Source organism: Amycolatopsis sp. NPDC051128 (assembly GCF_040682715.1).
GTDB lineage: Bacteria > Actinomycetota > Actinomycetes > Mycobacteriales > Pseudonocardiaceae > Amycolatopsis.
In genome coordinates this window covers 50,094-73,347 of record NZ_JBFBBN010000048.1, presented here as the reverse complement: position 1 = coordinate 73,347, position 23,254 = coordinate 50,094, and the positions used below count along the sequence as shown (strand labels likewise).

Here is a 23,254-nt window from a genome sequence, read left to right as displayed (position 1 = left end):
CGCTGCCCCCCCCCCCGGGTGGCGCGGCGCCCCCCCGCGGGGCCCGGCCCCCGTCTTCGGGGAGGCGGACCGCGTCGGTTCAGCAGCGTGACCCCGCTGTCGCCCGAGCAAGCCCAGGCCCTCTCGCACAACGTCCGCACGACCGACTCCTTCAGGGAGAAGGGGCGCGCTGCGAACGGCAGCAGCAGGAGCCGAAAACAGGTGCAACCGGTAGCGCGCGGAGCAGCGTCACCTCCACCTTGCCGGTGTGGGCGAACAGTTACTGCGCGCCGAAGACCGCCGCGATGCGGCGTTCGCCATCCACCGCCAATACGTGGTGACGGTGGCCCACGCGGTGTACGACCGCGACAGCGGCGGCCGGGCCGTCGCTGTCACGTTCGAGTGCGCGCGGGACGCCGCCAGGACGCCCTTCGGCGTGGCCCAAGCGACCGCGTGGACCTACCCGCGGCAGTACCCGTCGAGCGGCAGGCCGTACGACTACTGCCTGGTCCGGCTCGCGGCACCGTTGCCGTCGGAGGTCACGCTGTACCGCCTGCACGCAGCGGAGGATTCAAGGTGAGCTGCTCAGGCTTGGACACCGGATCGGTTCCTCGACGATCCGGCGGATCCTGAAGCGGGCGCGCATACCTCGCGCGCCGGACCGGCAGAACGATACGACCTGGCGGCAGTTCCTGCGCACGCAAGCCTCGACGATGCCGGGCTGCGACTTTTTCCACTTTGCGCTCACCCTCAGAAGAATCTATGTGCTCTTCGTGCTGGAGGTCGGCAGCCGCTATGTCCACGTTCTCGGCACGACCACGAACCCGGACGGCAGGTGGACCACCCAGCCGAGGTGGTCGGTGATCTCGCCCTCGAGCGCTGACTCCGGCAGCCGCTTGGTCAGCTGCGCCGGTGCTGCTGATCGGGTCAGCTGATGAGGATCGAAGGTGCGAGCAGGGCTTCCCCGCAGCGCTGCGGGGAAGCCATACTCGCCGGTGGCACTCGGAGTGCCGGTCAGCTCCAGGGTGATGCGGTGAGCCAGCTGGTGTCCTGAGCCCACGACGTCGTCGCGTCCCAGGCGTTGCTCCCGCCGTTGCTCGCCACATAACCCGTGAAGTTGTAGTGGCGGATGTACTTCGCCGGGTAGTTGAACGACTGGAACGACCGACCGACGCCGCTGTTACCCGCGGTGGGGCAGAACGTCGCGTCCTGGGCGAAGGCACTGCCACCGTCGTCGGCGTTCAGATGGAGTTGGAACGCGTAGTGGCGCAGGAATCGGCCGGGTTTGTCGGTGGACTCGAAGGTCAGGCAGGAGGTGTTGGCCAGGCCCGCCCGGACGATCCAGGTGGCGTCGGCCTTGAGGGTGGCCGTGCTGCTGGAGTCGACCGCGGAGATGACGACCTTGTCGTCGGTGTCGTTGTGGCGCAGGTAGTCGGACGTGCAGCACGCCGTCGTGGCCTGGAGGGAAACCTTGGCGCCGGGGGTGAGGGTTCCGGAGCCGGTCGGGGCGCTGCTGTAGCCGGCGGCGGTGATGTTGGCCTGGACCGCGTTCTCGGTGGCGTCCGAGGGGTAGCCCGCGGTCATCACGCCTTCGTAGAAGGTGCCGCGTCCGCCGACGCTGTTGTCGCCGCCGATGCCGAGGATGATCGCCCCCTGCTTCTTCATCGGGTTGTAGCCGGCGACGTTGGGGCGCACGCCGTTGTAGTACGTCGACAGGCTGCCCGACTGCGCATTGGCGCCGCGGATGGCCCACTGGTTGGGGCCGCCCTTGACGATGGCCGTCTGGAACCGGTTGGTGACCGTCGGGTCGCCCGCGTTGAAGTGCTGGTTCACGCCAGAGAACAAGCCGTTCTCCAGGTCGGCCATGATCCAGGGACCGGCGCCGCTGCCGTAGCCCCAGCCCTTGTTGTTGCCGAAGTAGATGGCCTCCATGGTGCCGTTGCCGTCGTCGTTGCCGGACGTCTCGGCGTTGCCGTAGTCGAAGCAGCAGCCGCCGTTGTAGTTCGTGCCGTCGAAGATCGCGTACATCCCCTCCGGCTGGTCACCGGTCGCGATGCCGTTGGTGTTGTTGTTGCGGTAGCCGGTGCCGGGGGCCACGGAAACGCCGTACGCCTTGTGGCCGCCGACCGTGACGGGCGCCTCGAAGGCGTTGGCGAGGTTGTCGTTGCCGCCCGCGGCCGGCCCCGGCCAGTACCCCTTGAGCGCCTGGGTGAGGTGGTTGCCTTTGCCGGACTCGTCGTAGATGACCGTGATCACGCAACTGGTGTTGGCACAGAAGGAATCCTGTGCGGCAGCATCGGCGTACCCGCCGGCGGTCAGCACGCCGATGTCCTTGGTCGTGTTGTCGGACGCGCGCCGGACCTGGTACAGCGGGCCGTTGTAGGCCGCGTACAGGGCGCGGGTGGTGCTGTGCGCGGCCACGCACGGGGTGTTGCCCGCGGCGTAGATGTCGCATGGTCCTTGGGCGGCGGCCTGCGAGGTGGTTGCCGTGGCCGCGAGCAGGCCGGCGGCGAGGCTGGTGGTGGTACCGGCCGCCAGGAGGGCGCGGCGGATCCGGGGTTGTCGGGTCATCGAATCTCCTTCACACGGTGGGAAATGCGTCATCGGACTTCCGGTGCTGGTCAGTTCCAGGGGGCCGCGGCGAGCCAGGAGGTGTCCTCACGCCACAGCGAGGTGGTGTCCCAGGCGTTGGTGCCGCCGTTGCTCGCGATGTAGCTGGTCGAGCTGTAGTGGCGGAGGTACTTGGCCGGGTAGTTGAACGACCGGAACGAGTAACCCGTGCCGCTGTTTCCCGCCTGTGCGCAGAAGGTGGCGTCGGCGGCGAACTGAGTCGTCCCGTCCTTGGGCTGGAGGTGGAGCTGGAACGCGTAGTGCCTGAGGTAGTTGCCCGCCGGGTCGGCCGATTCGAAGGAGAAGCAGGTGCCGTCGGCCAGGCCGGGGCGGACGATCCAGGTGGCGGCCGCTTTGTCGGCCGGCGCACTGCCCGTGGTCAGCGGCGCGATCACGACCTTGTCGTCACCGGTGTCGTGCCGCAGGTAGTGGCCTGTGCCGCAGGAAGTGGTGGCCTGCAACGAGACTTTGGCGCCCGGCGTGAAGGGGGTGGTGCCGGTGGCGTAGCCCGCCGCGGCGATGTTGGCCTGGACCGCGGCGTCGGTGGCGTCGGAGGGATAGCCCTTGACCATGGCGCCCTCGTAGAAGGTGCCCGCGCTGGCGTTCCGGTTGGTCTGGCAGCAGTCGCCGCCGCTGCCGAGGATGATGGCGCCCTGCTTGTGCATCGGGTTGTAGCCGCTGGGCAGCGCGCCGCCGTAGAACTTGGTCAGGCTGCCGGACTGGGCGTTCGCACCCGCCAGTGCCATCTGGGTGGTTCCGTTGTTCTTCAGCATCGCGGTGACGAAGCGGCTCGTCTGGGCGACCTGGTTGGGGTTCCACGTCTTGCTGCCGCCGGAGAACAAGCCGTTCTCCAGGTCCGCCTGCACCCACGGCCCGGTTCCGCTGCAGCCGCCGAACCAGCACTCCGTGCCGAAGTTGATCGCGTCCATGGCGCCGTTGCCGTCCGCGCGGTGGTCGGTTTCGGTGTTGCCGTAGTCGAAGCAGCAGCCGTTGTTGACGTGCGTCCCGCTGGTGACCAGGTACTCGCCCTCCGGCGCGCTGCCGGTCGGCACGCCGGAGCCGGCGGCGAAGTAGCTGTTGCCGGGGTTGATGTACAACGCGTACGCCTTGTGGCCGCCCACGGTCACCGCCTCGGTGGTCGCGGTGGCCGCCGTGTCGGCGCCGCCGGTTCCCCCGGGTCCCTGGTAGATCAGGGTGTTGCCGCTGCTGCCGGTTTGGTCGTAGACGCGGGTGATGGTGCACGTGGTGGCCGCGCAGAACGCGTCCTGCGCCGCGGCGTCGGCGACGCCTCCGGCGGACAGCAACCCGATGTCCCGCAGCGTGTTGTCGGACGTGCGCTGCACTTGGTAGAGCGGGCCGTTGTAGGCGGCGAACAGTGCGCGGGTGGTGCTGTGCGCCGCAACGCACGGCGTGCCACTCGCGGCGTAGATGTCGCAGGGCCCCTGCGTGGCGGCCTGCGAAGCGCCACCGAAGGCGAGCAAGCCGGGCAAAGCGAATGCTACCGCGACCGAGGAGACGGACAGTCCCCGGCGCAGCCGCCGGAACACGGGCAGCGCAGGCATCATGAACTCCCTTGTTCATCGATACGGGACAGCAGACGGCGCCCGGCCAGGGCCGAGGCGGTCCGTGACGCGCCCGGACCCGAGCCGGGTCAGCGACCAGCTGAAATGTTAGCGCTAACAGTTCGGAGTGGTGCGTAACTCTCGTTCGGCGTTGGGATTGGTTCATCACTATCGACGAACGCCGGGGGCGCGTCAAGACGCCAGTCGAGTAAGGACACTGCCCGGGATCGTTATGTCCCTTATGGACTGATTGGTGGTGCCGGGCCTTCGGTCGCGGTCAACGCTGACAAGCGCTCCTGACCACCCGCGCGCGGCGAGATCACACCGTTGCGGCCGTGTCACTGACCGGGACCGGGCGAAGTGGCGCGGATACCGCCTGGGCCGACGTCCGGCACTGGTCGCTGGGGGCGGGACCGCCCGGCGCGGTCGAGGACGCGGTGGACGTCGTAGAGCCGGGGTTCGGTCGCCGGCTTGACGGGCCGGGCGATCAGCGCTTCGACTCGTTCGTTCGCGGCCCGGCCGGCGGTGAGCCGGCCTCGGTCGGCCGAGGTTCAAGCGTGGTTGACCACTTGCCACAGATGGTGCTAATAATACTAGCACTATGAGATGGGTAGTCGATCATTCTTCGCGGGAGGCCTTGCCACTCCAGATCGTGGCGTGCGTACGCCGGGGCGTGGGTTCGGGTGAGCTGGCCGTCGGCGAACAGCTGCCGCCGGCGGCGGAGCTGGCGAAGGCTTTGTCGGTTGACCGCAACACGGTGCTGGCCGCCTACCGGCAGCTGCGCGACGAGGGGGTGCTGGAGTTCCGCCGGGGTCGCGGGGCACGGGTCGCGTCCGCCGTGACGGAGCCGGCCCCCGTCACCGAGGCGGCCCAGACGCTCGTGGCTGTTGCCCGCCGACACGGCGTGGGGCGCGACGACCTGCTTCGCCTCATCGAGAAGCTGACGTGACACAGCGAGAGGACGGTGCCCGATGACGGCATCCGCACTACCCGGTCCGGGCCGGTACTCGATCTACACCGGCCGAGTGACGAACTGGCCGCTGGTGGTGGCTTTCGGCGCCTTGATGGTGCCGCTGGTGGTCCTCGGAAGCCTGTCGCCCGGTGGGTGGCTCGACCCGGCGGGCCCGGCGATCACGCTGCTGGTGGCCGCTACCGCGGTGCTCTTCACGACGCTGACCGGACTGAGCGTCAGGACGACGGCGGGACCCAACGGGGTCTCGGTCCACTGTGGAACGTTCGGCTGGCCCCGTCGCACCTACCGGCTGGACGAGATCGCCCGCGCCGAGGTGACCGAACTGTCGCTGCTGTGGTCGCTGTTCCTCGGCCACTGGTGGACCCCTGGCCATACCTACTTCACAGCCCGGACCGGCCCCGCCCTGCGGCTGGTCCTGCACAACGGCCGGAGCGTGACGATCACTGTGCCCGATCCCCACGCCGCAGTTGCCGCCATCCACGAGTCGAAGTCCGGCTGACGGGAGCGAAAACGGGACGATGCTGGACGAAGCCATCACGAAGGCCGGGCCGAAGCCCAGCGCGAAACCCCGAGCTGACGATCAGCTACTTCCGCGGCCTGCAGGCGGGCCCGAGCCAGACCCGCTGACTGCAGCTGCACGTACGGGCCGATGATGACCGGGCGATTCGCTCGGCGTCGGCGTCGGGCCGGCGTACTGGGTGTTCGGTGTCCTCTGGGTCGTGCTGGCTGAATCGGAGCAGACCGGGGGAGCGTTCTCGGTGATGGAGCAGTGGATGCCGGCGGATGGTGGGCCGCCGCCTCACGTGCACCCCATCGACGAGTGGTTCAACGTGCTCGAAGGCTCCATCGAATTTCGGGTCGGGACGAGCCGCCGATGCGAGCGACGGCGGGTGACTCGGTGTGGATTCCGCGTGGAACGGTGCACAGTTTCACCACACGGAGCGCCGCGCACGTGTTCAACGGCTACACACCGGGCGGATTCGAGCAGGTCATCATGGGGTTGGGCACCCCCGCGGAGCGGCGTGAAACGGCCGCCGCCCGACCTCGGCTTCGATCCGTGCTCCGCGGCGCGGTTGATGGACAACTTCTGGTCGGCGAGTGCCGACACGGCCTGGGCCGGGAAGTGGACCCACTGAACAATCAGGTCGCCTTCAGGCGCTGGTCGACGTCCGCCGACTCGCCGCAGCAGAGTGCGTCATCCTGTCGAAGCTCGGCCGTTTCGCGCGATGACAGCCGGATCCAGGCTGTTGGGTATCACCGACGCCCAGGTCGGCGCGAATATCGACGATCCGAGCTTCAGTTCAGCTGGGTGACCACACGAGTGAAATCGCACCCGGGGCTGCCCGTCGCGCCAGATCGGCTACAGCACCTGCGCAGTCGCGAACAGCGGCTGGCCGTAGGCGCCGACCCTCACCGCGTTCGTTCCGGGCGTCGGGGCCGCGCCGTCCGGGCCACGGCCTCCTGCTGGGTGCGCTTGCCGAGGACACGGAGCTGCAGCGGGTCTGGGTCGCGACGTGGCTGGAGGGAGCCGCCACCCTGATCGGCCGGCGATCGGGCTTCCGGTTCTGCCGGTGATCCATTTCCGCCCAGCGACCTCGAGTGCGAGGGCGACGGCCACCGACAGCGGAATCGCCAGCGGGCCGCGGACACGGGAACGCCATCAGTTGATCGTCGGGCCGCCGAGGGAGGTGATGTTCCCGCGACCTTCGATCTCGGGATTTGCCGAGCGGTCGTGGCGAGGTCGCAGAGGCCGAGCTCTGGTTCGGGAAAGCCGCCGAAGCCGGTGACACCTCGGCGATGGCGCACCTGCGGTTTGGGGTTGGGGAACCTGGAAGGGGGGTGGTGGCAAAGAGGGCCATGACATCGTTGCGTTCTGTGGGAGACAGCGATCCGCCGGCGGTTGGGTTGTCGGGGTCGGACGCGGAGCTGGTGGCTGGGGATGCCGAGCAGTTCGGGGTGTTGTTCGATCGGTACGCGGGGGTGTTGCATCGGTACTGTGCCGGTCGGGTCGGGGCCGGGGTGGCGGAGGACGTTGTTGCCGACGTGTTCTGTCTGGCGTTCAAGCAGCGGGATCGGTATGACGCTGGTCGGGTGAACGCCCTGCCCTGGTTGTATGGGATCGCCACCAACCTGTTGCGGCGGCGGTGGCGGCAAGAGGTTGCGCGGTATCGCGCCATGGCGAAGGTCGTGCCGCCTCTTGCCGGGGGTGATGAGCCTGCGCAGCGGGCTGTCGAGCGTACTGATGCCGCCGAGTATGTGCGGTTGATCACTTCGGCTCTCGAACAGATGCCGCGTCGGCAGCGGGACGTGCTCCTGCTCTTCGCGTTGGCGGACCTCGACTACGCCGAGATCGCCACCGCGCTCGGGATTCCGGCCGGGACGGTGCGTTCCGCGCTGCACCGGGCCAGGAAACGGCTGCGTGACGTCCTTCCCGCCGATGCCAACGTATCCGCCTCCCAGGAGATGACCTCGTGAACACTCAGCAAGCACCGGACGAGCGGCACGAGATCGCCCTGCTCCGGTCCATCCTCGACACCCCTGCCCCGGACAACGGCAGCCTCGCCAGGATGCGCGCCAAGGCCCTCCGGTCGATGCAGGCTCCGCCGGCCCCCCGCTACCGGGGGCGCGTGGTGCTCGTCGCCGCGTCGGTCACGCTGGTCGCGGGCCTGGGCATCGCCATCGCCATCGCGGTGCAGCCGACCAACGGCGATTCCTCCTTCGCGCTTCCGACCAGTGGCGGGCCGGTCCGTCCTGGCAACCCCGCACCGCTCGTCGGCGCGGACACGCCGGCTCGCGAGGCACTGATCACGCTCGCCGCGCACACCGGTGATCTCCGGCCGCTGGCGGTCCGGCCCGGCCAGTTCGTGTACTCGCACATGCGCGGTCAGGGCATGCACGGGATCCCGGTGGGCGCGGACGGTGAGGCCCAGGTGGTCTCGGAGGACGAGACCAAGGCGTGGTTCGCGGCGGACGGGCTGCGGACGGTGCGCATGGAGATGGCGACCAACCTCAACGCTCGCCCGTGGACGGACGCGGACGCGCGCAAGCTCGCCGGCAACGGCAAGTCCCTGCCGAAGCCGCACACGCAGGTGTACCCGAACCCGAACGGTGATCCGAAGGAACAACTGCCGGTCAGCGAGCCGAAGGAACCGGGCGTCGACCACCCCACGCTGTCCTGGGTCGCGAGTCTGCCCACCGACCCGGAGCAGTTGCTGGCGGTGTTCCGGGCCGCCGCGGGCACGAACACCAAGCACGACGCCGACTACCTGACCTTCAAGACGGCCGCCAGCTTCGCCGCCCGTGCCGACGCGCTGCTCACGCCGGCGGTCCGCACGGCGTTGTACCAGGCCATCGCCCTGCTGCCGGGCATCCGGCGGGTGCCGGGCCAGGTCGACCTGACCGGCCGCGCCGGCGTGGCCATCGGACGGGACGGGGACCGCTTCCGCAGCGAAATCATCCTCGATCCGGTGACCTCCAGGGTGATCGGCACCAGGATGGTCGCGACGGCCGGGGCCGACGTGCCGGCCGGGACCGTGATTGCCTGGTCCAGCACCGACCAGGTGGTCGTCGACTCGGTGGGGGCGACCTCGTGACGCGCCTGACCCGACGACGCCTCGGACACACGGTGCTGGCCGTCGTCGCGCTCGCTGCCGTGGTCTCGCCACCGGCAGCGTCCGCGAACGGCATCACCGCCACCACACCGGCACGGCCGGCCGGGAAGACCGTCACCCTGGTGACCGGCGACCGGGTGACGCTCGCCGGCCGGGACGACGTCCGGGTGAGACCCGCGCCGGGCCGCGAACACGTCGGGTTCGAGCAGCGGATCGACGAGAACGGCCACAGCGTGGTCGTACCTCGCGATGTCGCGGCGCTCGTCACGGGCGGACAGCTCGACCCGCGGCTGTTCGACATCTCGGCACTGGTCGAGGCCGGCTACCACGACGAAGCCCGGCGGGACCTGCCGCTGGTGGTGACCCACTCCGGCGGCGACCACCGCGGCGGGCTCGCGGCCGTCGCCGGCGGCCACGAGCTGCCCAGCATCGGAGCCACCGCCATCCGCCCGGCCAAGGACGCGGTGTCCTCGGTGTGGGCCGCGCTGGATGCCCGGGGCGCGACGACGCTGTCACCCGGCGTCCGGCGGGTGGCGCTCGACGGCCCGGTGCATGTCGACCTGGAGCACAGCGTGCCGCAGATCGGTGCGCCGCAGGCCTGGCAGGCCGGGTACACCGGCAGCGGCACGACCGTCGCCGTCCTCGACACCGGCATCGACACCACCCACCCGGACCTCGCCGACGCGGTGGCCGGGACCAGGGACTTCACCGGAAGTCCCAGCGGCAGCGACGACCGGGTCGGACACGGCACGCATGTCGCGTCGATCATCACCGGCAGCGGAGTGGCATCGGCCGGCCGGTTCCGGGGCGTCGCTCCCGATACCCGGCTCCTGGCGGGGAAGGTGCTCGACGACAACGGCGACGGCACCGAGTCCTCGGTCGTCGCGGGCATGGAATGGGCGGCCGAGCAGGGGGCCGACGTCATCGCGATGAGCCTGAGCGGGTCGGTGGCCCCCGGCAAGGACCCGAGCGTGGACGTCCTGTCGGAGGCGGTGAACCGGCTCACCGCGCAGTCGGGCGCCCTGTTCGTGGTCTCCGCCGGGAACCGTGGTCCGCGCGGCGGGTCGGTCGGCAGCCCCGGCGTCGCGGACGCCGCGCTGACGGTCGGGGCGGTGGACAGCAGCGACGCGCTGGCCGAGTTCTCCAGCCGTGGCCCGCGCGTCGGCGACGGCGCCATCAAGCCGGACATCACCGCGCCGGGGATCAGCATCGTCGCCGCCCGCGCGGAGAACGGGCGCATCGGGACGCCCGTCGACGACGAGTACACGGCCATGTCCGGCACGTCGATGTCTGCACCGCACGTGGCCGGCGCGGCGGCGATCCTCGCCGGGATGCACCCGGACTGGGACGCGGCGCGATTGAAGTCCGCGCTGATGGGCAGTGCCGCGCCCCGCGACGGGGTGACGGTGTACGAACAGGGCGCCGGCCGAGTCGACGTCGCGAGGGCGGTCAGCCAGCCCGTGTCGGCCACCCCGGCGAGCGTGTCCCTCGGACAGGCACGGTGGCCGCACGGGGACGACAAGCCGATCCCGACGGTCCTCACCTACCGGAACACCGGCCCCACTCCGGTCACCCTGGACCTGGCCGTGGCCGTGCGTGACGAGGCCGGGAAACCGGCGCCCGCCGGGATGTTCACCGTGGCGCCGCGCACCCTCGAGGTCCCCGCGGGCGGGCAGGCCACCGCGACGCTGACCGCGGACACCGCGGTCGACGGCCCGGACGGCACCTACGGCGGCACGGTCGTCGCCACCGGTGGCGGGAACGTGGTCCGCACCCCGCTCGGCGTCCAGCGGGAGGCCGAGCACCACGACGTCAAGCTCGACTTCCTCGACTGGCAGGGAAACACCGCAAAGATTGCCGATTACCGCTTCGTCGGCCTCGACCAGCCCGGGGCGTACCTGGCCACCGTGACGACCGGGTCGGCCGTCGTCCGGCTGCCGCCTGGCCGGTACTTCTTCCACGCCACCGTCCTCGGCAGGAACGCCGGCAACGAGCTGATCAGGGCGCTGTTCGCCGAACCGGAGATCACCGTCACCGGGGACACCCGGATGGCCATCGACGCCCGGGACGCCAAACCCGTCGGCATGAAGGTCGACCGGCCGGACGCCGGCGACTCCGAGACGATCCAGTCGTTCCTGCGCACGACGCCTTATGGCGAGACGGGCTTCCGCGACTTCGGTGCGTTCGACAAGGTGTGGGTGCGTCCCTCGGCCACGAGCGCGCCCGAGTTCACGTTCACCGCGGAGGGTCTGCTCGCCCAACGCGACGGGCAGGGCGGCTTCACCGGCAGTCCGTACCTGTACCACCTCCGGTGGGCGGAGCACGGCCGCGTGCCGGCCGCGCTCGTGCGGCACTTCGCCGATCGCGACCTCGCCGCCGTCCGGTCCACTCACGCCGCGAGCGGCAGCGGGGAGATCGGCGAACGCGACTACACGGTGCGGGCGCCGCTGCCGTTCACGCTCCAGGAGTACTACAGCCCCGACACGCCCTGGGAGCGCTTCTTCGGCAAGCCCGTGGAAAAGCCGCTGTACGAGTGGTCCACGCAGACCGTGCCCAGGACGTTCCGGCGGGGCGAGTCCGTGGCCGAACAGTGGAACACCGGGGTGTTGGGACCGGCTTTCCCGCGATATCCCGGTTCTCCGACGGAATGGGCGGGCCGGACCGGTGACACGGTGTACTTCGACGTGTGGCCGTTCAGCGACCCGTCGGCCGGCCACTATGGACAGTCGGCGACCGGCTCCGCCGAAACCGTGCTGTACCGGGGGGACGAGCGGATCGGCACCCAGCCGTGGGTGGGCTACAGCGAGTTCGACGTGCCACCCGGGGAGAGCGCGTACCGGTTGCACAGCGAGGCAGTGCGGAGTGGCTCGGCCGAGCTGTCCACGAAGGTCGTCGCGGACTGGACGTTCCGTTCGGGCGCCGTGCCGAAAACGGAGACGCGGCCCATCCCCATGATGGCAGTGCGGTTCACGCCGCGGCTGGACGACCACAACCGCGCGCCGGGAGGTGTCCCGTTCCTCGTTCCAGTGCGGGTGGAGCACACCGACCAGCACGCCCGCATCACCTCGTTGACGGTACGGGTGTCCTATGACGATGGCGGCACCTGGCAGACCGTGCCTGTGCGGCGCAGCGACGGACAGTGGCTCGCCAGCCTGCGGCACCCCGCCGGGGCTGCCTTCGTGTCGCTGCGGGCCACCGCGATCGACGGTGCGGGCAACACCGTCGACCAGACGATCATCCGCGGGTACCGGCTGATGTAGCCGGACCGGCGACCAACCCTGTCAGGCATGAGCGGCGCCCCGCTCGCATGAAGTGAGCGGGGCGGGGTGGCTAGAAACCCTCGAACAAAGCGACTGCCTGCTCGCGGTCCCCGTCGCGGAACGCCTTCGGCGGCAGGATGAAGTGCACGTAGCCGCCATCGCCGAGGTCGTGGTGCCCGATGGTGATGATGTGGCGGTACGGCTCCTTCAGCTGGGGGGAAGCTGTTCTCCAGGTGCGGCCAGCCGAACGCCTGGTCGGGCGAGAAGAAGACGTCCTCGTACTTGTACAGGCCCTGCTCACGCTCACAGAACTCGAGCCAGGACTACGGCGGAGAGACCGAAGACTCCGTCCTTATGCAGCTCGGCCGCGCGAGTGGGCAGTATCGAGGACGAAGCGGGCGAACTCAGGCGACTTGCCATGGCCGCCTCTCGGTACAAGCCCGTCGCCGGCAACTCGGGGAAGACCTACCCCAGCAAGAAGGCGGCCAAGAGAGCCGCGAGGCGAGACGCGAAACGGACCGGCGGCCGAGGTCGCTTCCGCAACGATGCCCGGTCAGCACGTTCCCGCGGAAGATCGGAACAAAGCACTACTATTGGTGACCGGGCCGTCGTTTATCGGATGCAGGTGGGTTTGATGTCTGAAGAAGTTCCGGGCTATCGGGAAATCGGGGACGGGGAGTATGCCCTGCTCGGCCCCGACGGCTCCGAGTGGCGCGAGGTCACCGGATGGCTAGAGCCGCGCGAAGTCCGTCAGCTTGTCGCTGATGGGGCCGTCCTGGTGCTGCAGCTCTGTGAGAGCTGGACTTGGGGGGCGGAGTTGGACAACGAGGTGCAGACCCACGTCGTCACGGCAGTTCAGTCGCACAAGCTTGCTCAAGGGAAGTACTCGGGAAACGTTATATACGCACCTTCTCTATGGCGTGACCAGGAGGAGCGAAAGTTGGTGTTGTTGGCGGAAGAAACCGCCAAACGGAAGAAAATAATTCGCGAGCTTCGCGGCGGCTACGAACTCGGTTCACTTACTCCTGAAGGCTGGTTCGAAACCAACTGAAAGTAGCTGGATGGAAGGCGAACACCGCGGATGCGATGTTCACGCCGCTTTCGGCACTGTGGGCGCCGGTGCCCGGATGGCGAGGTCCGGGCGGCTGAGGGTTGCACAAGGGCGGCTGACCGGCAGAGAGGTTGTTTGTGAAATCTCACTCAGTGCGCGCAGTGGCTGGTGCGGGTGCGGCAGTGGTGATTCTTGCCGGCGCGGTGGTGTCCGGAGCTTCTCAGGCGTCAGCATCGCCGTCGAACGGCGGCAGGCGGTTTGTACTCACAGCCAGAACTGAACTCACCGATCGCATGTTGATCGTGGGCGAGCGGCATCTGCGGGCGGTGCTCGCCGCGTACGTCCGGCACTACAACGGTTGACGGCCGCACCGTTCCCGCGAGCTTCGCCCACCACGACTGACCCACCCCGCGGCGAACCTCAACTCCCACCCGATCAGGCGGCAGCAGGAACTCGGAGGCCTGATCAACGAACACGAACGGGCGGCGTAAAGAACCTGGTCAGAGCTGGTGGCAGACCTATGGAACCCCACAGGCGGCCGGTCGGACACGCGGGTCTCTTCCCGTTCACTCCGGCGCCGGGCGGTATAGTCGACAAAAGACAATTGGAGGCGGCGGGGGAATGGACCGCAAGTTCAAGTGGATCGAAGACCGGACGACGACGCCGGATGGCGTCTACCGCGTGCTGCGTGCCGCCATTCTCGACGGGACCGTGCCTCCTGGTGGGCAGCTGCGGGAGGCGCACATCGCCACGGATCTCGGGATCAGCCGGTCCCCGCTGCGCGAGGCGCTGACCAAGCTGGAGGAGGAGGGGCTCATCGTCAAGATCCCCTACCGCGGCGCGTTCGTCGCGGAGGTGAGCGCCCAGGACGTCGCCGAGATCGACGCGATCCGGCTGCTCGTCGAGCCGTACGCCGCTGAGCTCGCGTTCGAAGCGCTGCGCGGTTCCGAGCGGGCGACATTGCTGCAGACCGTCGAGGACCTCCGCGCGGCCTTGGAGAAGAACGACATCCCGGCGGGTGTCGACGCGCACCTCGGCTTCCACCGGCTCTTCTACGACCTCTCCGGCAGCGGCGCGCTGCAGAACCTCTGGAACGGCTGGGAGACCAAACTGCGGCTCTACCTCAGCGTCGATCACCAGACCTACAGTGACCCGCGCGAGCTGGCCGTCGAGCACGAGAGGCTGGCCGCGGTAGCGCTGGAGGGCTCCGTCGACGAGTTCCGCGAAGAGCTGGCCGGCCACTTCCAGACGGGGCTCAGCGGCAAGGCGAAGGTTCGTTCCCGGCGGGCGTGAGGCCGTGCTCAGAACGCGGTGTACCCGCCATCGACCGGCAGGACCGCTCCGGTGATGTAGGTCGACTCCGACGACGCGAGGAAGAGCACCGCGTCGGCAACCTCCTCCGGTGTGGCGAGGCGCTGGAGCGGGATCTGGGACTCCCGTTCGCGACGGTGGGCCTCGGGGTCGGCGCTGCGCTGGAACGACGCCTCGATGATCGGCGTGACGGTGAGGCCGGGGGCGACGACGTTGACGCGGATGTTGCGCGCGGCCCACTCGATCGCCGCGCCCTTGGCGAGCATGATGAGGCCGCCTTTGGCCGCGGAGTAGAGGACTTCGCCCGCCTTGCCGACCGTGCCGAGTCGCGAGCTGACGCAGACGAACGAGCCTCCCGCGGCGGGCATCAGCGGCGCGAAGTGCTTCATCACCAGGAACGCGCTGAGCAGGTTGCTGTCGAGCACGTTCTTCGCCGCCTCGCAGCTCATCTCGGTGAGCGGGCTGCTCGCCTGCAGGCCGTGGTTCAGGACGACGACGTCGACGGTGCCGAACGACTCGGCGGCCTGGCGGGCCAGGGCTTCGACGAACGCCTCGTCGTTGAGATCGCCGGGGACGTACAGGTCGTCGGGCTGTGCCGTGTCGAGCCGCTCCCTGCGGCTGGTGAGCAGCAGTCCTGCGCCCTCGCGGCGGAAGTGGGAGCTCACCGCCTCGCCAATGCCGCTGCCGGCACCGGTCACCAGGGCCGTCACGCGATCGAGTCTCATATCGGGCAACTCCTGTCGGTCAGCTGAGGAATCCGCGGGCGTCGACCGGCCATCGTTCCAGCGACGTGCCCGTGCTGTCGGTGACGATCAGCTCCTCGAAGTTGATCACGACCGGGCAGACGTGGTTCGGCACCACCGGCAACACGGCGCCGATGCCGGGGCGGAACTCACCGGCGGGCAGCCCGAGGAATCCGTGGTACTCGTTGAGCTTGGTCAGGACGGCCTTCGTGCCGGCGATGCCGCCGTAGCCCCGTTCGGCGCTGCCTTCCCGGCTGAGGGCTTTGGTGCCCGCATCGACGATGACCTGGTCGGGGACCCAGTCGCTGACCACGGTGGCGGCGACGAACAGTGCGACCTGGTCGTCCGTGCAGGCGCCGAGCCGGGTGTTGTTCAGGTCGCCGAAGACGTACTCGCCGGGGCGGATCTCGGTGATCACGCTGCTGCTGGTGAACTCGACGGTCGGGGTGGAACCGGCGCTCACCACTTGCGCGGTGATCCCGGTGCTGGTGAGGCTGCGCACCGCGGTGACGAGCGCGGCGTCCTGGTCCCGCGCGGCGCGCATGCGAGCGTCCGGACTGGCGCTGCCGTGACCCGGATACGTGAAGATGCCCACCGGCACCAGACCGCGTCGGCCGGCGGCCAGCGCGAGGTCGCCCGCGAGCTCGGGCGGTGCCCCGGAGCGACGGGCGCCGCAGTCCACCTCGATCACGACCTCCAGCCGCTCCGGTTCGCCCGCCATCGCGTCGGCGAGTGCGTCGATCGCCGCGACGTTGTCCACTCCGACCCGCAGCCGGACGGACTCGGTCAGCCTGCGCAGCCGCGCGCCCTTGGTCCCCGAGGGCCAGACCGGGTAGGCGAGGAAGATGTCGTCGAATCCGGCCGCGGCGAAGACCTCGGCCTCACCGACGTTGCCCGCGGTGATGCCGACCGCTCCCGCCGCGAGCTGGCGCCTGCCGATCTCGACGCACTTGTGCGTCTTGACGTGCGGCCGGACGTGGAGACCGTGCTGGCCGGCGAAGGCCTGCATGCGGTCGATGTTGTCCTGCATGACGTCGACCAGCACGATCGGCGCCGGGGTGTCGATCCGCCCGGCCAAGGCGGCGAGCGCTTGCTGGAGCCGGCTCACGTTGCACTCCTCTCCTACACCGCGGTGCAGACCATCTGGATCTCGACCGGACTGTTGCGCGGCAGCCCCGCGACACCGATCGCGGTGCGCGCGTGCCGCCCGTTCTCACCGAGCACGTCGACGAGGAGGTCACTGGCCGCGTCGGCGACGCGCGACTGCTCGCCCAGATCCGGTGTGCTGGCCACGAAGACCAGCATCTGCACGATCCGGACCCGGTCCAGGTCTCCCACCGCGTCCGCGGCGATGGCGAGTGCGTTGAGCGCGGTCTGACGGGCGAGGTCGCGCGCCGTCGGCACGTCGACGTCCCGGCCGACGATGCCCTGGCCCAGCAGCACGCCGTCCCGGTACGGCAACTGGCCCGAGATGTAGATGCTCGAGTCCACCGCGCGGTGGTTCACGAAGTGCGGACTCGCACCGAATCCGAGGGCGGGCAGCTCCAGACCGAGAGCCTGGAGCCGCTCCGTTGCCTTCACAGCACTTTCGAGCACAGTCACAGCACCCTTTCCAGGAACTCTTGGGTTCGTTTTTCTTGTGGGTCGGCGAGTAATTCGCGGGCGTCGCCGCGTTCGACGGCGATTCCGTCGTCCATGAAGAGGATTTCGTCGGCGGTCCTTCTTCAGACTGGGAACGTGGTGCGGGACGACGCGGCCCGCTCACTTCATGAGGTCCTTGAACTTGTAGTAGGCGCCTGCGAAAGGCAGGAACCAGGGCGGTCCGAAGTGCCCGGGGATGCGGGTGAACTTCAAGTCGCGCCAAGGGTTCGCGCTCGTCGTCCCGCTCAGGTACTCGGCCATCTGCTTGCCCATGTGCGTGGCCATCTGCACGCCGTAACCGGAGTAGCCGAGCGAGTAGAACAACCCGTCGCGCTCACCGGCGTGCACCATGCGGTCCATGCTCATGTCGACCAAACCGCCCCAGCAGTAGTCGACCCGTGCGTTCGCGAGCTGCGGGAAGACCTCGGTCATCGCCTTCTGCAGGATGCGCCCGCACTTCTCGTCCGACTGCGGGTTGGACATGGTGAACCGGGCACGGCCGCCGAACAGCAGCCGGTGATCCGGGGTGATCCTGAAGTAGTTCAACAGGTTCTTCGACGTCGACGCCATCCGCCTCGTCGGCAGCAGCTCGTCGCAGACGCCCTCGCCCAGCGGCTCGGTCACGATGATGAAGCTGCCGACGGGCGCGATCCTGACCTGCTGCCAGCGGAACGGCCGGCCGGTGTAGCCGCTGGTCGCCACGAGCACCTGGTCCGCCTGCACGGTGCCCCGCGGTGTGACAAGTTCGTGCCGCGTTCCGTTCAGCCGCCGGACCTGCTCGACCGGTGCCTTCTCGTGGATCGTGGCGCCGGCCCGCACCGCTGCCTCGGCGAGTCCCCTGGCGAACTTGCCGACGTGCAGACCCGCGCTCGTGGAATCGACCATCGCGCCGTGGAAGCAGTCGGAGCCGATTTCCGCACTGAGCTCGTTCCTGCTCACCACTCGCGCCTCGACGCCGATCCCGGACAGCATCTCGGCGGTCTTGCACAGGCCGTCGACGTGGGCCGGCTTGGACGCGAGGTTCAGCTTGCCGGTGCGGACGAAATCACAGTCGATGCCCTCGTCGCCGATGAGCTTCTCGACGGTGTCGACGGCGTCGTGGTAGGCCAGCAGGTAGGCCTTCGCGGTCTCCAGGCCGTACCGGCTGACCGCGTCGCGGAAGCCGATCGACAGTCCGGTGGTGGCCATGCCGCCGTTGCGGCCGGACGCACCCCAGCCGACCGTCTCCCTCTCGAAGACCTGGACGTTGGCGCCCTTCCGCGCCAGGTGCAGGGCCGCCGAGAGGCCGGTCAGGCCCGCACCGACGATCGCGACGTCGACACGCCCACCGAGCTCGGTCCGCGACCGGGAGGGGCCCGGTGGCGCGGTGTCGAGCCAATAAGGGGTGAACTTCATCGCTGCTCTCCTGCTCTTCAGGGGCGCGGCAGACCGAAGAGGACGGGAAGGTCGGCGATGTCGGTGATCCGCTTGCAGCCGAGCCACGGGTGGTCCGGCTCGAAGCCGCGGTCCATGTACACCTTGTTCTCGAAGCCCATGACGGTCGCGGAGCGGAGGTCGTACTTCGGGCTCGCCGAGACCCACGCGATCTCGTCGGGCGTCGCGCCGAGCTTGTCCAGCGTGTACCGCCACGCGTGCAGCCGCGGCTTGTAGCAGCCCATCTGCTCGGCGGTGATGACGACCTCGAACGGGGCCTTGAGGTTCTCCACGAGGCTCGGCGCGTGGACGTCATCGGTGTTCGTCACGATGACCAGCGGAATCTCCTCGGCCAGGCGGTTCAGGGCCTCGGTGACACCGGGGTAGGGGGTGAACGTGGGGATCTGTTCGTACACCGCCTCAGCGTCACCGGCGCGGTACTCCAGGCCGAAGTGGCGCAGGGTGCGCTCCAGCGAGTGAGCGATGATCTGGTGAAACGGCTTGTAGTCGCCCAGGGTCTCGTCGAACCGGAACTCGTTGCCCGTCCGCAGGAAGTCGTCGGCGATCTCGGCGGGGAGCCGGTCGCCCAGGACCCGGCGGATCACCTCGTTGATGCGGAAGTGGATCAATGTCCCGTTCATGTCGAACGTGACGAACTTCGGCTTGCTTTCGAACTTCACTGGTTCCTCCTCTGTCGGATCGTCGTTTGTCGATTGTCGACCATCTTGGAAGGGCTGTCAACGCCGCGTTGCCTCGACGCGGTCGGCGGGCCGCGTCGACGACGTACTGTGCTTGCTTGCTTGCCGTGCGCGCAGGGCTGAGCAGATGGCATCGGGTCCGCGCGGCGTTCACGGCGACCGACGGCAACTTCACGGTCATCGTGTCGGACGGCACGGCCACGCGCATCACGCAGGGGTGGCTGAAGGCGAGCCACCGCCACGGCGACGAGCGGCTCGCCGCCGTCGTGCCGGGGGTGGCCTACGACCTGCCGGTCCACCTCTGGCCGGGCCCATTACCGGGTCGACGCGGATCACCGGCTCCAGCCATCCCGGCGTCAAGTTCCTCGATGACCATCGTCGGCACGAGTAGCCGAACGCATCCAGGAAAGCAAGAAGATCTTCGCCGAACAGGTCCGCGACCGCGCACCCCCCGGATCCGCACTGTCTACAAGGCACTGGCCGCCAGCGCCGACGTGCTCCGCCGCGGCTTTCTCCACCGGGGATGCGCGGCAGCAGCTCGACACCGCCATCGACTGGGGCCGGTACGCCGAGTTGTTCGACTACGACACCGGACAGCTCGCGCTCGACCCGACCCACGGGAGCACATCCATCGGTTGACGACTGCGTTGCTGCGCCCCGGCCGGCCGGGAGAGACCGCTCATTCTGCGCGGAGCAGGAGGCGTGTCACGGGCCTGGCACCGACGCCGTGCAGCAGCACGCTGCCCAGGACGCACACCACCGTGATGGTCAGGATCGTGTCGGCGGTGCCGCCGTCCGGGAGGCGGTTGAACGCCAGCAGCCCGAACACGATCGTCGTCGTGCCCCGCGGCCCGAGCGCGCCGAGAAGCAGGCGCTCCCGTGCGGGGAACTTCGAGCCGATCAGCGAGAGGAACACCGGGACGAGCCGGAGCACGGTGAGCGCGGCCGCGCAGAACAGGACGACCTGCCAGGAAACCCCGAGCGAGACCATGAGCACCGCCGCGACGCCCACCATGAACCACATGGTCATGGTCAGCACCGAGGTGAAGTCCTCGAGCAGCTGGAAGTCCATGGTGAGGGAGTGGGCGCTGGCCGTGCTCCGGCCGGCCGGAGCACGGCGAAGCTGCCGGGCTTTCAAGTGCCGGTGGACGTACCGGAAGGCGGTCCCGCAGACGAACGAGGCGACGAACCCGTTGCCGTCGATGGCCACGGTCGTCGTGTAGGTGAGCAGCGGCGCCAGCATGACGACGATGCGGGCGGCCTGGTCGGTCATCCAGCCGCGCCGGTGAGCCTGGTCCATGAGCACCGCCAGCAGTGTCCCGAGCACCACGCCGGCGACGAGCGCCTTGAGCGCGAAGGGCACCACGGTGCCCAGCGCACCGAGCGGCGTGCGCTCCTGGTTGTGGTCGCCAGCGAGAATCAGGGCGAAGAGGAAGATCGGGGAGACGATTCCGTCGTTGTAGCCGCTCTCGACGTTCAGCACATTGCGGGCGTGCATCGGTACTCCGCGGTCGCGGACCAGCCGCTCGGCGGGGGCGAAGTCGATCGGCATGACGACGCCGGCGATCAGCAGCAGCACCGGCCAGGAGAAGCCGGGGAACAGGACCCAGCCGAACGCCATCGCGAGCGCAAGGCTCAGGGGGAGGGCGAGCAGCAGGACCCGGGCGACCGACCACGGCGCGGTGCCCCAGAGCCGCCCGCCGCGCACCTCGGTGGCGTCGGTGAACAGCAGCACGGCGAGGATGAACTCCGCCACCTGCTGCACCGCGTGGGTGTTCAGCACGGCGTTGATGGAGTCCTCGTTGAGGACGCCGACGACGACGCCCGCGAGCACGAGGACGACCGGAGCGCCGAGGTTCCACCGGTCGAGGCGGGCGGCCGCCAGCGAGCGGACGATGAGGGCCGCGGTGATCGCGAAGAACAGGGCGTTCATTCGACCGGTACTCGTTTCCGTGGGTTCGGCTGGCTGATCGGCGAGGCAGTGCCGCGGATGATCATAAGCGAGCGACGTCCGCCGGGTTCGTACCGCGATGGACACCGCGCACGGCGAGTCGGGGATCGGCCGGTCAGTGCCGCCGAGACCGAGTTCGCTGATCAACCTTGGCCAGTTCGGCCCGCTTCGCGCGCGGTACCCGTCCTCGGAGGACAGCGATGAAGGCGGAAGATTCGCCGCCCGGCAGTCCACCTCGATTGTTGCCCCGCGGCTCGTGACGGATGTGCTCGGCGGCGGTCTCAGGCGCGGGCCTTCAGCCTTTCGATGACGGCGTCGCGCGGCTTGCTGCGGTGCACCTCCCTCGGTCGTCCCGCAGCGGCCGGTCGGTGAACTCGACCGACCGGGGGATCTTGTAGCGGACCAGGTGGTCGGCGAGGAAACCGAGGATCTCCTCCACGGTCATGCCGGTCGCGGCCTGCGCGATGGCGTGGGCGCGCTGGCCCAGTCGTCGTCGGGCCGGCCGACCACAACGGAAGTGACCTCGCCTGCGTGCACGGCCATCCGCATCCGTCTAGCCGTGCCAGGCCCCGCGGCTTCGTTATGCCGGGCGAGCGCGTCAGCCAGCGCTCTTGGCAGGAGGTCCACCAACGTGGCCTTCGGCACCTCAGGCGGTACCAGCACGAGAACGCCGTCGCCGGGGTCATCGACGTGGCACGATGAGAATTCGACACCTGCGGTGCCGAACGCCTCCCTCAGGGCACGGTGCATCCCGTTTCGCACGTCGAGCCGATCGGCATCGGTACGCTGGCGACCAGTCACGCTGGCCTCCCCGTCGAAAACCCCACCCAACAGTACGTTACGCGCGCGGCCGCGGCTGACGCCCTCCGAAGAATCCGATCATGAGGGTGCCCGCGCTCGCGCCAGAGCGTCAGTCCAGGCGCTGGCGTACTCGGCAGCCTGCGCGCTGTTCGTCCAGCCACTGCCGGGCTTCGGCTTCGTCGGCCAGGGAGGTTGCCAGCCGCCGACAGGCCGTCCAGCCGCCATGGGCGCAGCCGCAAGCCGGCTACGGACTCGGTCTGCGGTACGGAGAGGATCACCGTCACGTCGTCCATCTGCACGATCGGCGCGGCTGGCCCCGATCGCGATCGACCGGGCGCGCTCAACGCGGCATGACAGCGCGTCTGCCGGGACGCCGGTCCTCGAAGGACCGACGCCGGAAGTTGTCAGGGAGGATCTCGCGCCGCGGTCTGACTTACCTCGGGGCCGGCTGCCGGCAGGCCGGTTCGTCGTCGATGTCGTGTCGGGGTCATCGGTGCGGCACGTCTTCGACGGTGGGCTGGCTCGGGTCGGCCCGTCGCAGGGGCGGACGGCGCGCCCAGGTTGCCCAGCGCCAGAGCCATTCGAGCGGGCCTTGGCGGTATCGGCGTAGCCAGAGCGTGGACCATGCCCACTGGACGGTGAGGATGGTGCCTGCGATCGCGACCACGGTGAGGGCGGGCCAGGTCTGCGGAGCGCTGCCCAGCAGGTGCCGGGTCGACAGGACGAGCACGGTGGCGGTGAGGTAGTTGGTCAGCGCCATTCGGCCGAGTGGCGCGAACACCGTCTGCAGAGCCGCCCGGAGCGGGGTTCGCAGCAGGAGCAGCAGGCCGCACACGTAGACCCCGGCGAGCAGCAGCCCGGCCAGGGCGAGGGCGGTTTGGAAGTCGCGTTCGGTGGCGTGCAACCCGGCCTGCCACCGCAGGGCGGGCGCGGCTGCGACGGCGAAAACGAGACCCACCAGGGTGGTGCGCGGGGCGGCCTGTTCGATCCGGTCGATCACGCCGTATCGGACGAGGGCCGAGCCCAGCAGGAACAGCCCGGCGACGAGGGTGAACCTGCCGTCGCCGATCACCAGCGACGTCACCAGGAACGCGGCGCTGAGCCCGGCGACTGCCGCGCGCGGCAGCCAGGTGGAGGGCAGCAGAGCCACGATGCCGATGACGGCATAGGTGGAGAGGATGTCGCCGTTCCACAACAGCGTGAAGTGCGCGATGCCGACGACGAGCAGGGCCAGCAGCCGGCGCAGCAGGAGCAGCCGCGGGCGGGTGGTGCGGTCTGCCGACGCGCGTAGCAGCAGCGAGAACCCGATTCCGAACAGCAGGGCGAAGATCGGGAAGAAGCGCTGCTCCACGAGCAGCCCGAGCCAGGCCGATCCGTCACCGTCGGCGGGATCGGGGGGTGCCTGCGAGATGACGACCGCGCCGGCGTTGGCGATCGGCTGGACATTGGCGAGCAGGATCCCGCACAGCGCGAACCCGCGGATGACGTCGAGCGCCACGATCCGTCGCCGGTCGAGCAAGGAGTCTTCGGTGGTCATGGGCTGTCATCTTGTGCGCGGGGCCGGGCGGCGCCATCGGCTCAAAGAACGGTTTGCGGGGTGCGTAGTCGTACTTTTGACCGGTGCTGCGGACGGCCGCGGTGTCCTAACCT

At 69.3% G+C, this 23,254-nt stretch carries 21 protein-coding genes and 1 pseudogene; 11 read left to right on the top strand and 11 right to left on the bottom strand.

The annotated features are described in order from the left end of the window. Nucleotides 1–247 precede the first annotated feature (247 nt). Nucleotides 248–559, top strand: coding sequence for a hypothetical protein (locus AB0M82_RS35650; protein WP_364731673.1), 312 nt, complete (start codon nt 248–250; stop codon nt 557–559). A 434-nt stretch (nt 560–993) separates the two neighbouring features. On the opposite strand, the gene AB0M82_RS35645 is transcribed toward AB0M82_RS35650, so the two are convergent. Next, nucleotides 994–2,550: an alpha-L-arabinofuranosidase B gene (locus tag AB0M82_RS35645; RefSeq protein ID WP_364731670.1), complete on the bottom strand. Its 1,557-nt coding sequence runs from the start codon at nt 2,548–2,550 to the stop codon at nt 994–996. Nucleotides 2,551–2,600: 50 nt separating this feature from the next. Further along, nucleotides 2,601–4,151: an alpha-L-arabinofuranosidase B gene (locus tag AB0M82_RS35640; protein ID WP_364731668.1), complete on the bottom strand. Its 1,551-nt coding sequence runs from the start codon at nt 4,149–4,151 to the stop codon at nt 2,601–2,603. Between the two features lie 637 nt (nt 4,152–4,788). Here AB0M82_RS35640 and AB0M82_RS35635 point away from each other — a divergent pair. The 8 genes from AB0M82_RS35635 (at nt 4,789) to AB0M82_RS35600 (ending at nt 14,339) form a co-directional block, all read left to right on the top strand. Next, nucleotides 4,789–5,100, top strand: coding sequence for a GntR family transcriptional regulator (locus tag AB0M82_RS35635; RefSeq protein WP_364731666.1), 312 nt, complete (start codon nt 4,789–4,791; stop codon nt 5,098–5,100). Nucleotides 5,101–5,122: 22 nt separating this feature from the next. Continuing rightward, on the top strand, nt 5,123–5,623 hold the full coding sequence (locus AB0M82_RS35630; protein WP_364731663.1) for a hypothetical protein: 501 nt from the start codon (nt 5,123–5,125) through the stop codon (nt 5,621–5,623). Between the two features lie 1,358 nt (nt 5,624–6,981). Next, on the top strand, nt 6,982–7,599 hold the full coding sequence (locus AB0M82_RS35625; RefSeq protein WP_364731661.1) for an RNA polymerase sigma factor: 618 nt from the start codon (nt 6,982–6,984) through the stop codon (nt 7,597–7,599). Then, nucleotides 7,596–8,717: a CU044_5270 family protein gene (locus tag AB0M82_RS35620; protein WP_364731658.1), complete on the top strand. Its 1,122-nt coding sequence runs from the start codon at nt 7,596–7,598 to the stop codon at nt 8,715–8,717. The genes AB0M82_RS35625 and AB0M82_RS35620 overlap by 4 nt, the downstream gene beginning before the upstream one ends. Next, nucleotides 8,714–11,995: a S8 family serine peptidase gene (locus AB0M82_RS35615; RefSeq protein WP_364731656.1), complete on the top strand. Its 3,282-nt coding sequence runs from the start codon at nt 8,714–8,716 to the stop codon at nt 11,993–11,995. The genes AB0M82_RS35620 and AB0M82_RS35615 overlap by 4 nt, the downstream gene beginning before the upstream one ends. Before the next feature lie 634 nt (nt 11,996–12,629). Then, entirely contained in the window at nt 12,630–13,046 is a 417-nt protein-coding gene (locus AB0M82_RS35610) for a hypothetical protein (RefSeq protein WP_364731654.1), read from the top strand. Between the two features lie 182 nt (nt 13,047–13,228). Beyond that, the gene (locus tag AB0M82_RS35605; RefSeq protein WP_364731651.1) at nt 13,229–13,408 is read left to right on the top strand and encodes a hypothetical protein; all 180 of its coding nucleotides are present in this window, start codon (nt 13,229–13,231) and stop codon (nt 13,406–13,408) included. A gap of 259 nt (nt 13,409–13,667) precedes the next feature. After that, nucleotides 13,668–14,339, top strand: coding sequence for a GntR family transcriptional regulator (locus tag AB0M82_RS35600; protein WP_364731649.1), 672 nt, complete (start codon nt 13,668–13,670; stop codon nt 14,337–14,339). Between the two features lie 8 nt (nt 14,340–14,347). Here AB0M82_RS35600 and AB0M82_RS35595 read toward each other — a convergent pair whose 3' ends face one another. The 5 genes from AB0M82_RS35595 to AB0M82_RS35575 all read right to left on the bottom strand — a co-directional run bounded on the left by AB0M82_RS35595 (nt 14,348) and on the right by AB0M82_RS35575 (nt 18,834). Further along, on the bottom strand, nt 14,348–15,067 hold the full coding sequence (locus AB0M82_RS35595) for an SDR family NAD(P)-dependent oxidoreductase (protein ID WP_364731646.1): 720 nt from the start codon (nt 15,065–15,067) through the stop codon (nt 14,348–14,350). Nucleotides 15,068–15,101: 34 nt separating this feature from the next. Beyond that, nucleotides 15,102–16,208 carry an alanine racemase gene (locus AB0M82_RS35590; protein ID WP_364731643.1) on the bottom strand — a complete coding sequence of 369 codons (1,107 nt, stop codon included), beginning with the start codon at nt 16,206–16,208 and terminating at the stop codon, nt 15,102–15,104. A 14-nt stretch (nt 16,209–16,222) separates the two neighbouring features. After that, nucleotides 16,223–16,696, bottom strand: coding sequence for a RidA family protein (locus AB0M82_RS35585; protein WP_364731641.1), 474 nt, complete (start codon nt 16,694–16,696; stop codon nt 16,223–16,225). Nucleotides 16,697–16,861: 165 nt separating this feature from the next. Further along, entirely contained in the window at nt 16,862–18,136 is a 1,275-nt protein-coding gene (locus AB0M82_RS35580; protein ID WP_364731638.1) for an FAD-binding oxidoreductase, read from the bottom strand. Between the two features lie 17 nt (nt 18,137–18,153). Continuing rightward, the gene (locus AB0M82_RS35575) at nt 18,154–18,834 is read right to left on the bottom strand and encodes a haloacid dehalogenase type II (RefSeq protein ID WP_364731636.1); all 681 of its coding nucleotides are present in this window, start codon (nt 18,832–18,834) and stop codon (nt 18,154–18,156) included. 125 nt (nt 18,835–18,959) lie between these two features. On the opposite strand from AB0M82_RS35575, the pseudogene AB0M82_RS35570 reads away from it, so the two are divergent. Continuing rightward, nucleotides 18,960–19,148, top strand: a pseudogene (locus tag AB0M82_RS35570) (CocE/NonD family hydrolase C-terminal non-catalytic domain-containing protein); the annotation flags it as partial. A gap of 103 nt (nt 19,149–19,251) precedes the next feature. Further along, nucleotides 19,252–19,491 carry an AAA-associated domain-containing protein gene (locus AB0M82_RS35565; protein ID WP_364731688.1) on the top strand — a complete coding sequence of 80 codons (240 nt, stop codon included), beginning with the start codon at nt 19,252–19,254 and terminating at the stop codon, nt 19,489–19,491. Nucleotides 19,492–19,531: 40 nt separating this feature from the next. Here the strand turns inward: AB0M82_RS35565 and AB0M82_RS35560 are convergent, their stop codons facing one another. The 4 genes from AB0M82_RS35560 to AB0M82_RS35545 all read right to left on the bottom strand — a co-directional run bounded on the left by AB0M82_RS35560 (nt 19,532) and on the right by AB0M82_RS35545 (nt 23,141). After that, entirely contained in the window at nt 19,532–20,785 is a 1,254-nt protein-coding gene (locus tag AB0M82_RS35560) for a cation:proton antiporter (protein WP_364731633.1), read from the bottom strand. Between the two features lie 313 nt (nt 20,786–21,098). Next, on the bottom strand, nt 21,099–21,248 hold the full coding sequence (locus AB0M82_RS35555; protein ID WP_364731631.1) for a hypothetical protein: 150 nt from the start codon (nt 21,246–21,248) through the stop codon (nt 21,099–21,101). Next, a complete protein-coding gene (locus AB0M82_RS35550) occupies nt 21,245–21,604 on the bottom strand; it encodes a hypothetical protein (RefSeq protein WP_364731629.1) in 360 nt (119 codons plus the stop codon). Before AB0M82_RS35550 ends, AB0M82_RS35555 begins: the two co-directional genes overlap by 4 nt. Nucleotides 21,605–22,091: 487 nt before the next feature. Beyond that, the gene (locus AB0M82_RS35545; protein ID WP_364731627.1) at nt 22,092–23,141 is read right to left on the bottom strand and encodes a DUF418 domain-containing protein; all 1,050 of its coding nucleotides are present in this window, start codon (nt 23,139–23,141) and stop codon (nt 22,092–22,094) included. Between the last annotated feature and the right edge of the window lie 113 nt (nt 23,142–23,254).

Coding starts and splice junctions, on each gene's coding strand:
- AB0M82_RS35600 (WP_364731649.1), top strand. CDS start 13,668: ATGGACCGCAAGTTCAAGTGGATCGAAGACCGGACGACGACGCCGGAT.
- AB0M82_RS35645 (WP_364731670.1), bottom strand. CDS start 2,550: ATGACCCGACAACCCCGGATCCGCCGCGCCCTCCTGGCGGCCGGTACC.
- AB0M82_RS35630 (WP_364731663.1), top strand. CDS start 5,123: ATGACGGCATCCGCACTACCCGGTCCGGGCCGGTACTCGATCTACACC.
- AB0M82_RS35640 (WP_364731668.1), bottom strand. CDS start 4,151: ATGCCTGCGCTGCCCGTGTTCCGGCGGCTGCGCCGGGGACTGTCCGTC.
- AB0M82_RS35560 (WP_364731633.1), bottom strand. CDS start 20,785: ATGAACGCCCTGTTCTTCGCGATCACCGCGGCCCTCATCGTCCGCTCG.
- AB0M82_RS35555 (WP_364731631.1), bottom strand. CDS start 21,248: ATGACCGTGGAGGAGATCCTCGGTTTCCTCGCCGACCACCTGGTCCGC.
- AB0M82_RS35545 (WP_364731627.1), bottom strand. CDS start 23,141: ATGACCACCGAAGACTCCTTGCTCGACCGGCGACGGATCGTGGCGCTC.
- AB0M82_RS35625 (WP_364731661.1), top strand. CDS start 6,982: ATGACATCGTTGCGTTCTGTGGGAGACAGCGATCCGCCGGCGGTTGGG.
- AB0M82_RS35580 (WP_364731638.1), bottom strand. CDS start 18,136: ATGAAGTTCACCCCTTATTGGCTCGACACCGCGCCACCGGGCCCCTCC.
- AB0M82_RS35610 (WP_364731654.1), top strand. CDS start 12,630: ATGTCTGAAGAAGTTCCGGGCTATCGGGAAATCGGGGACGGGGAGTAT.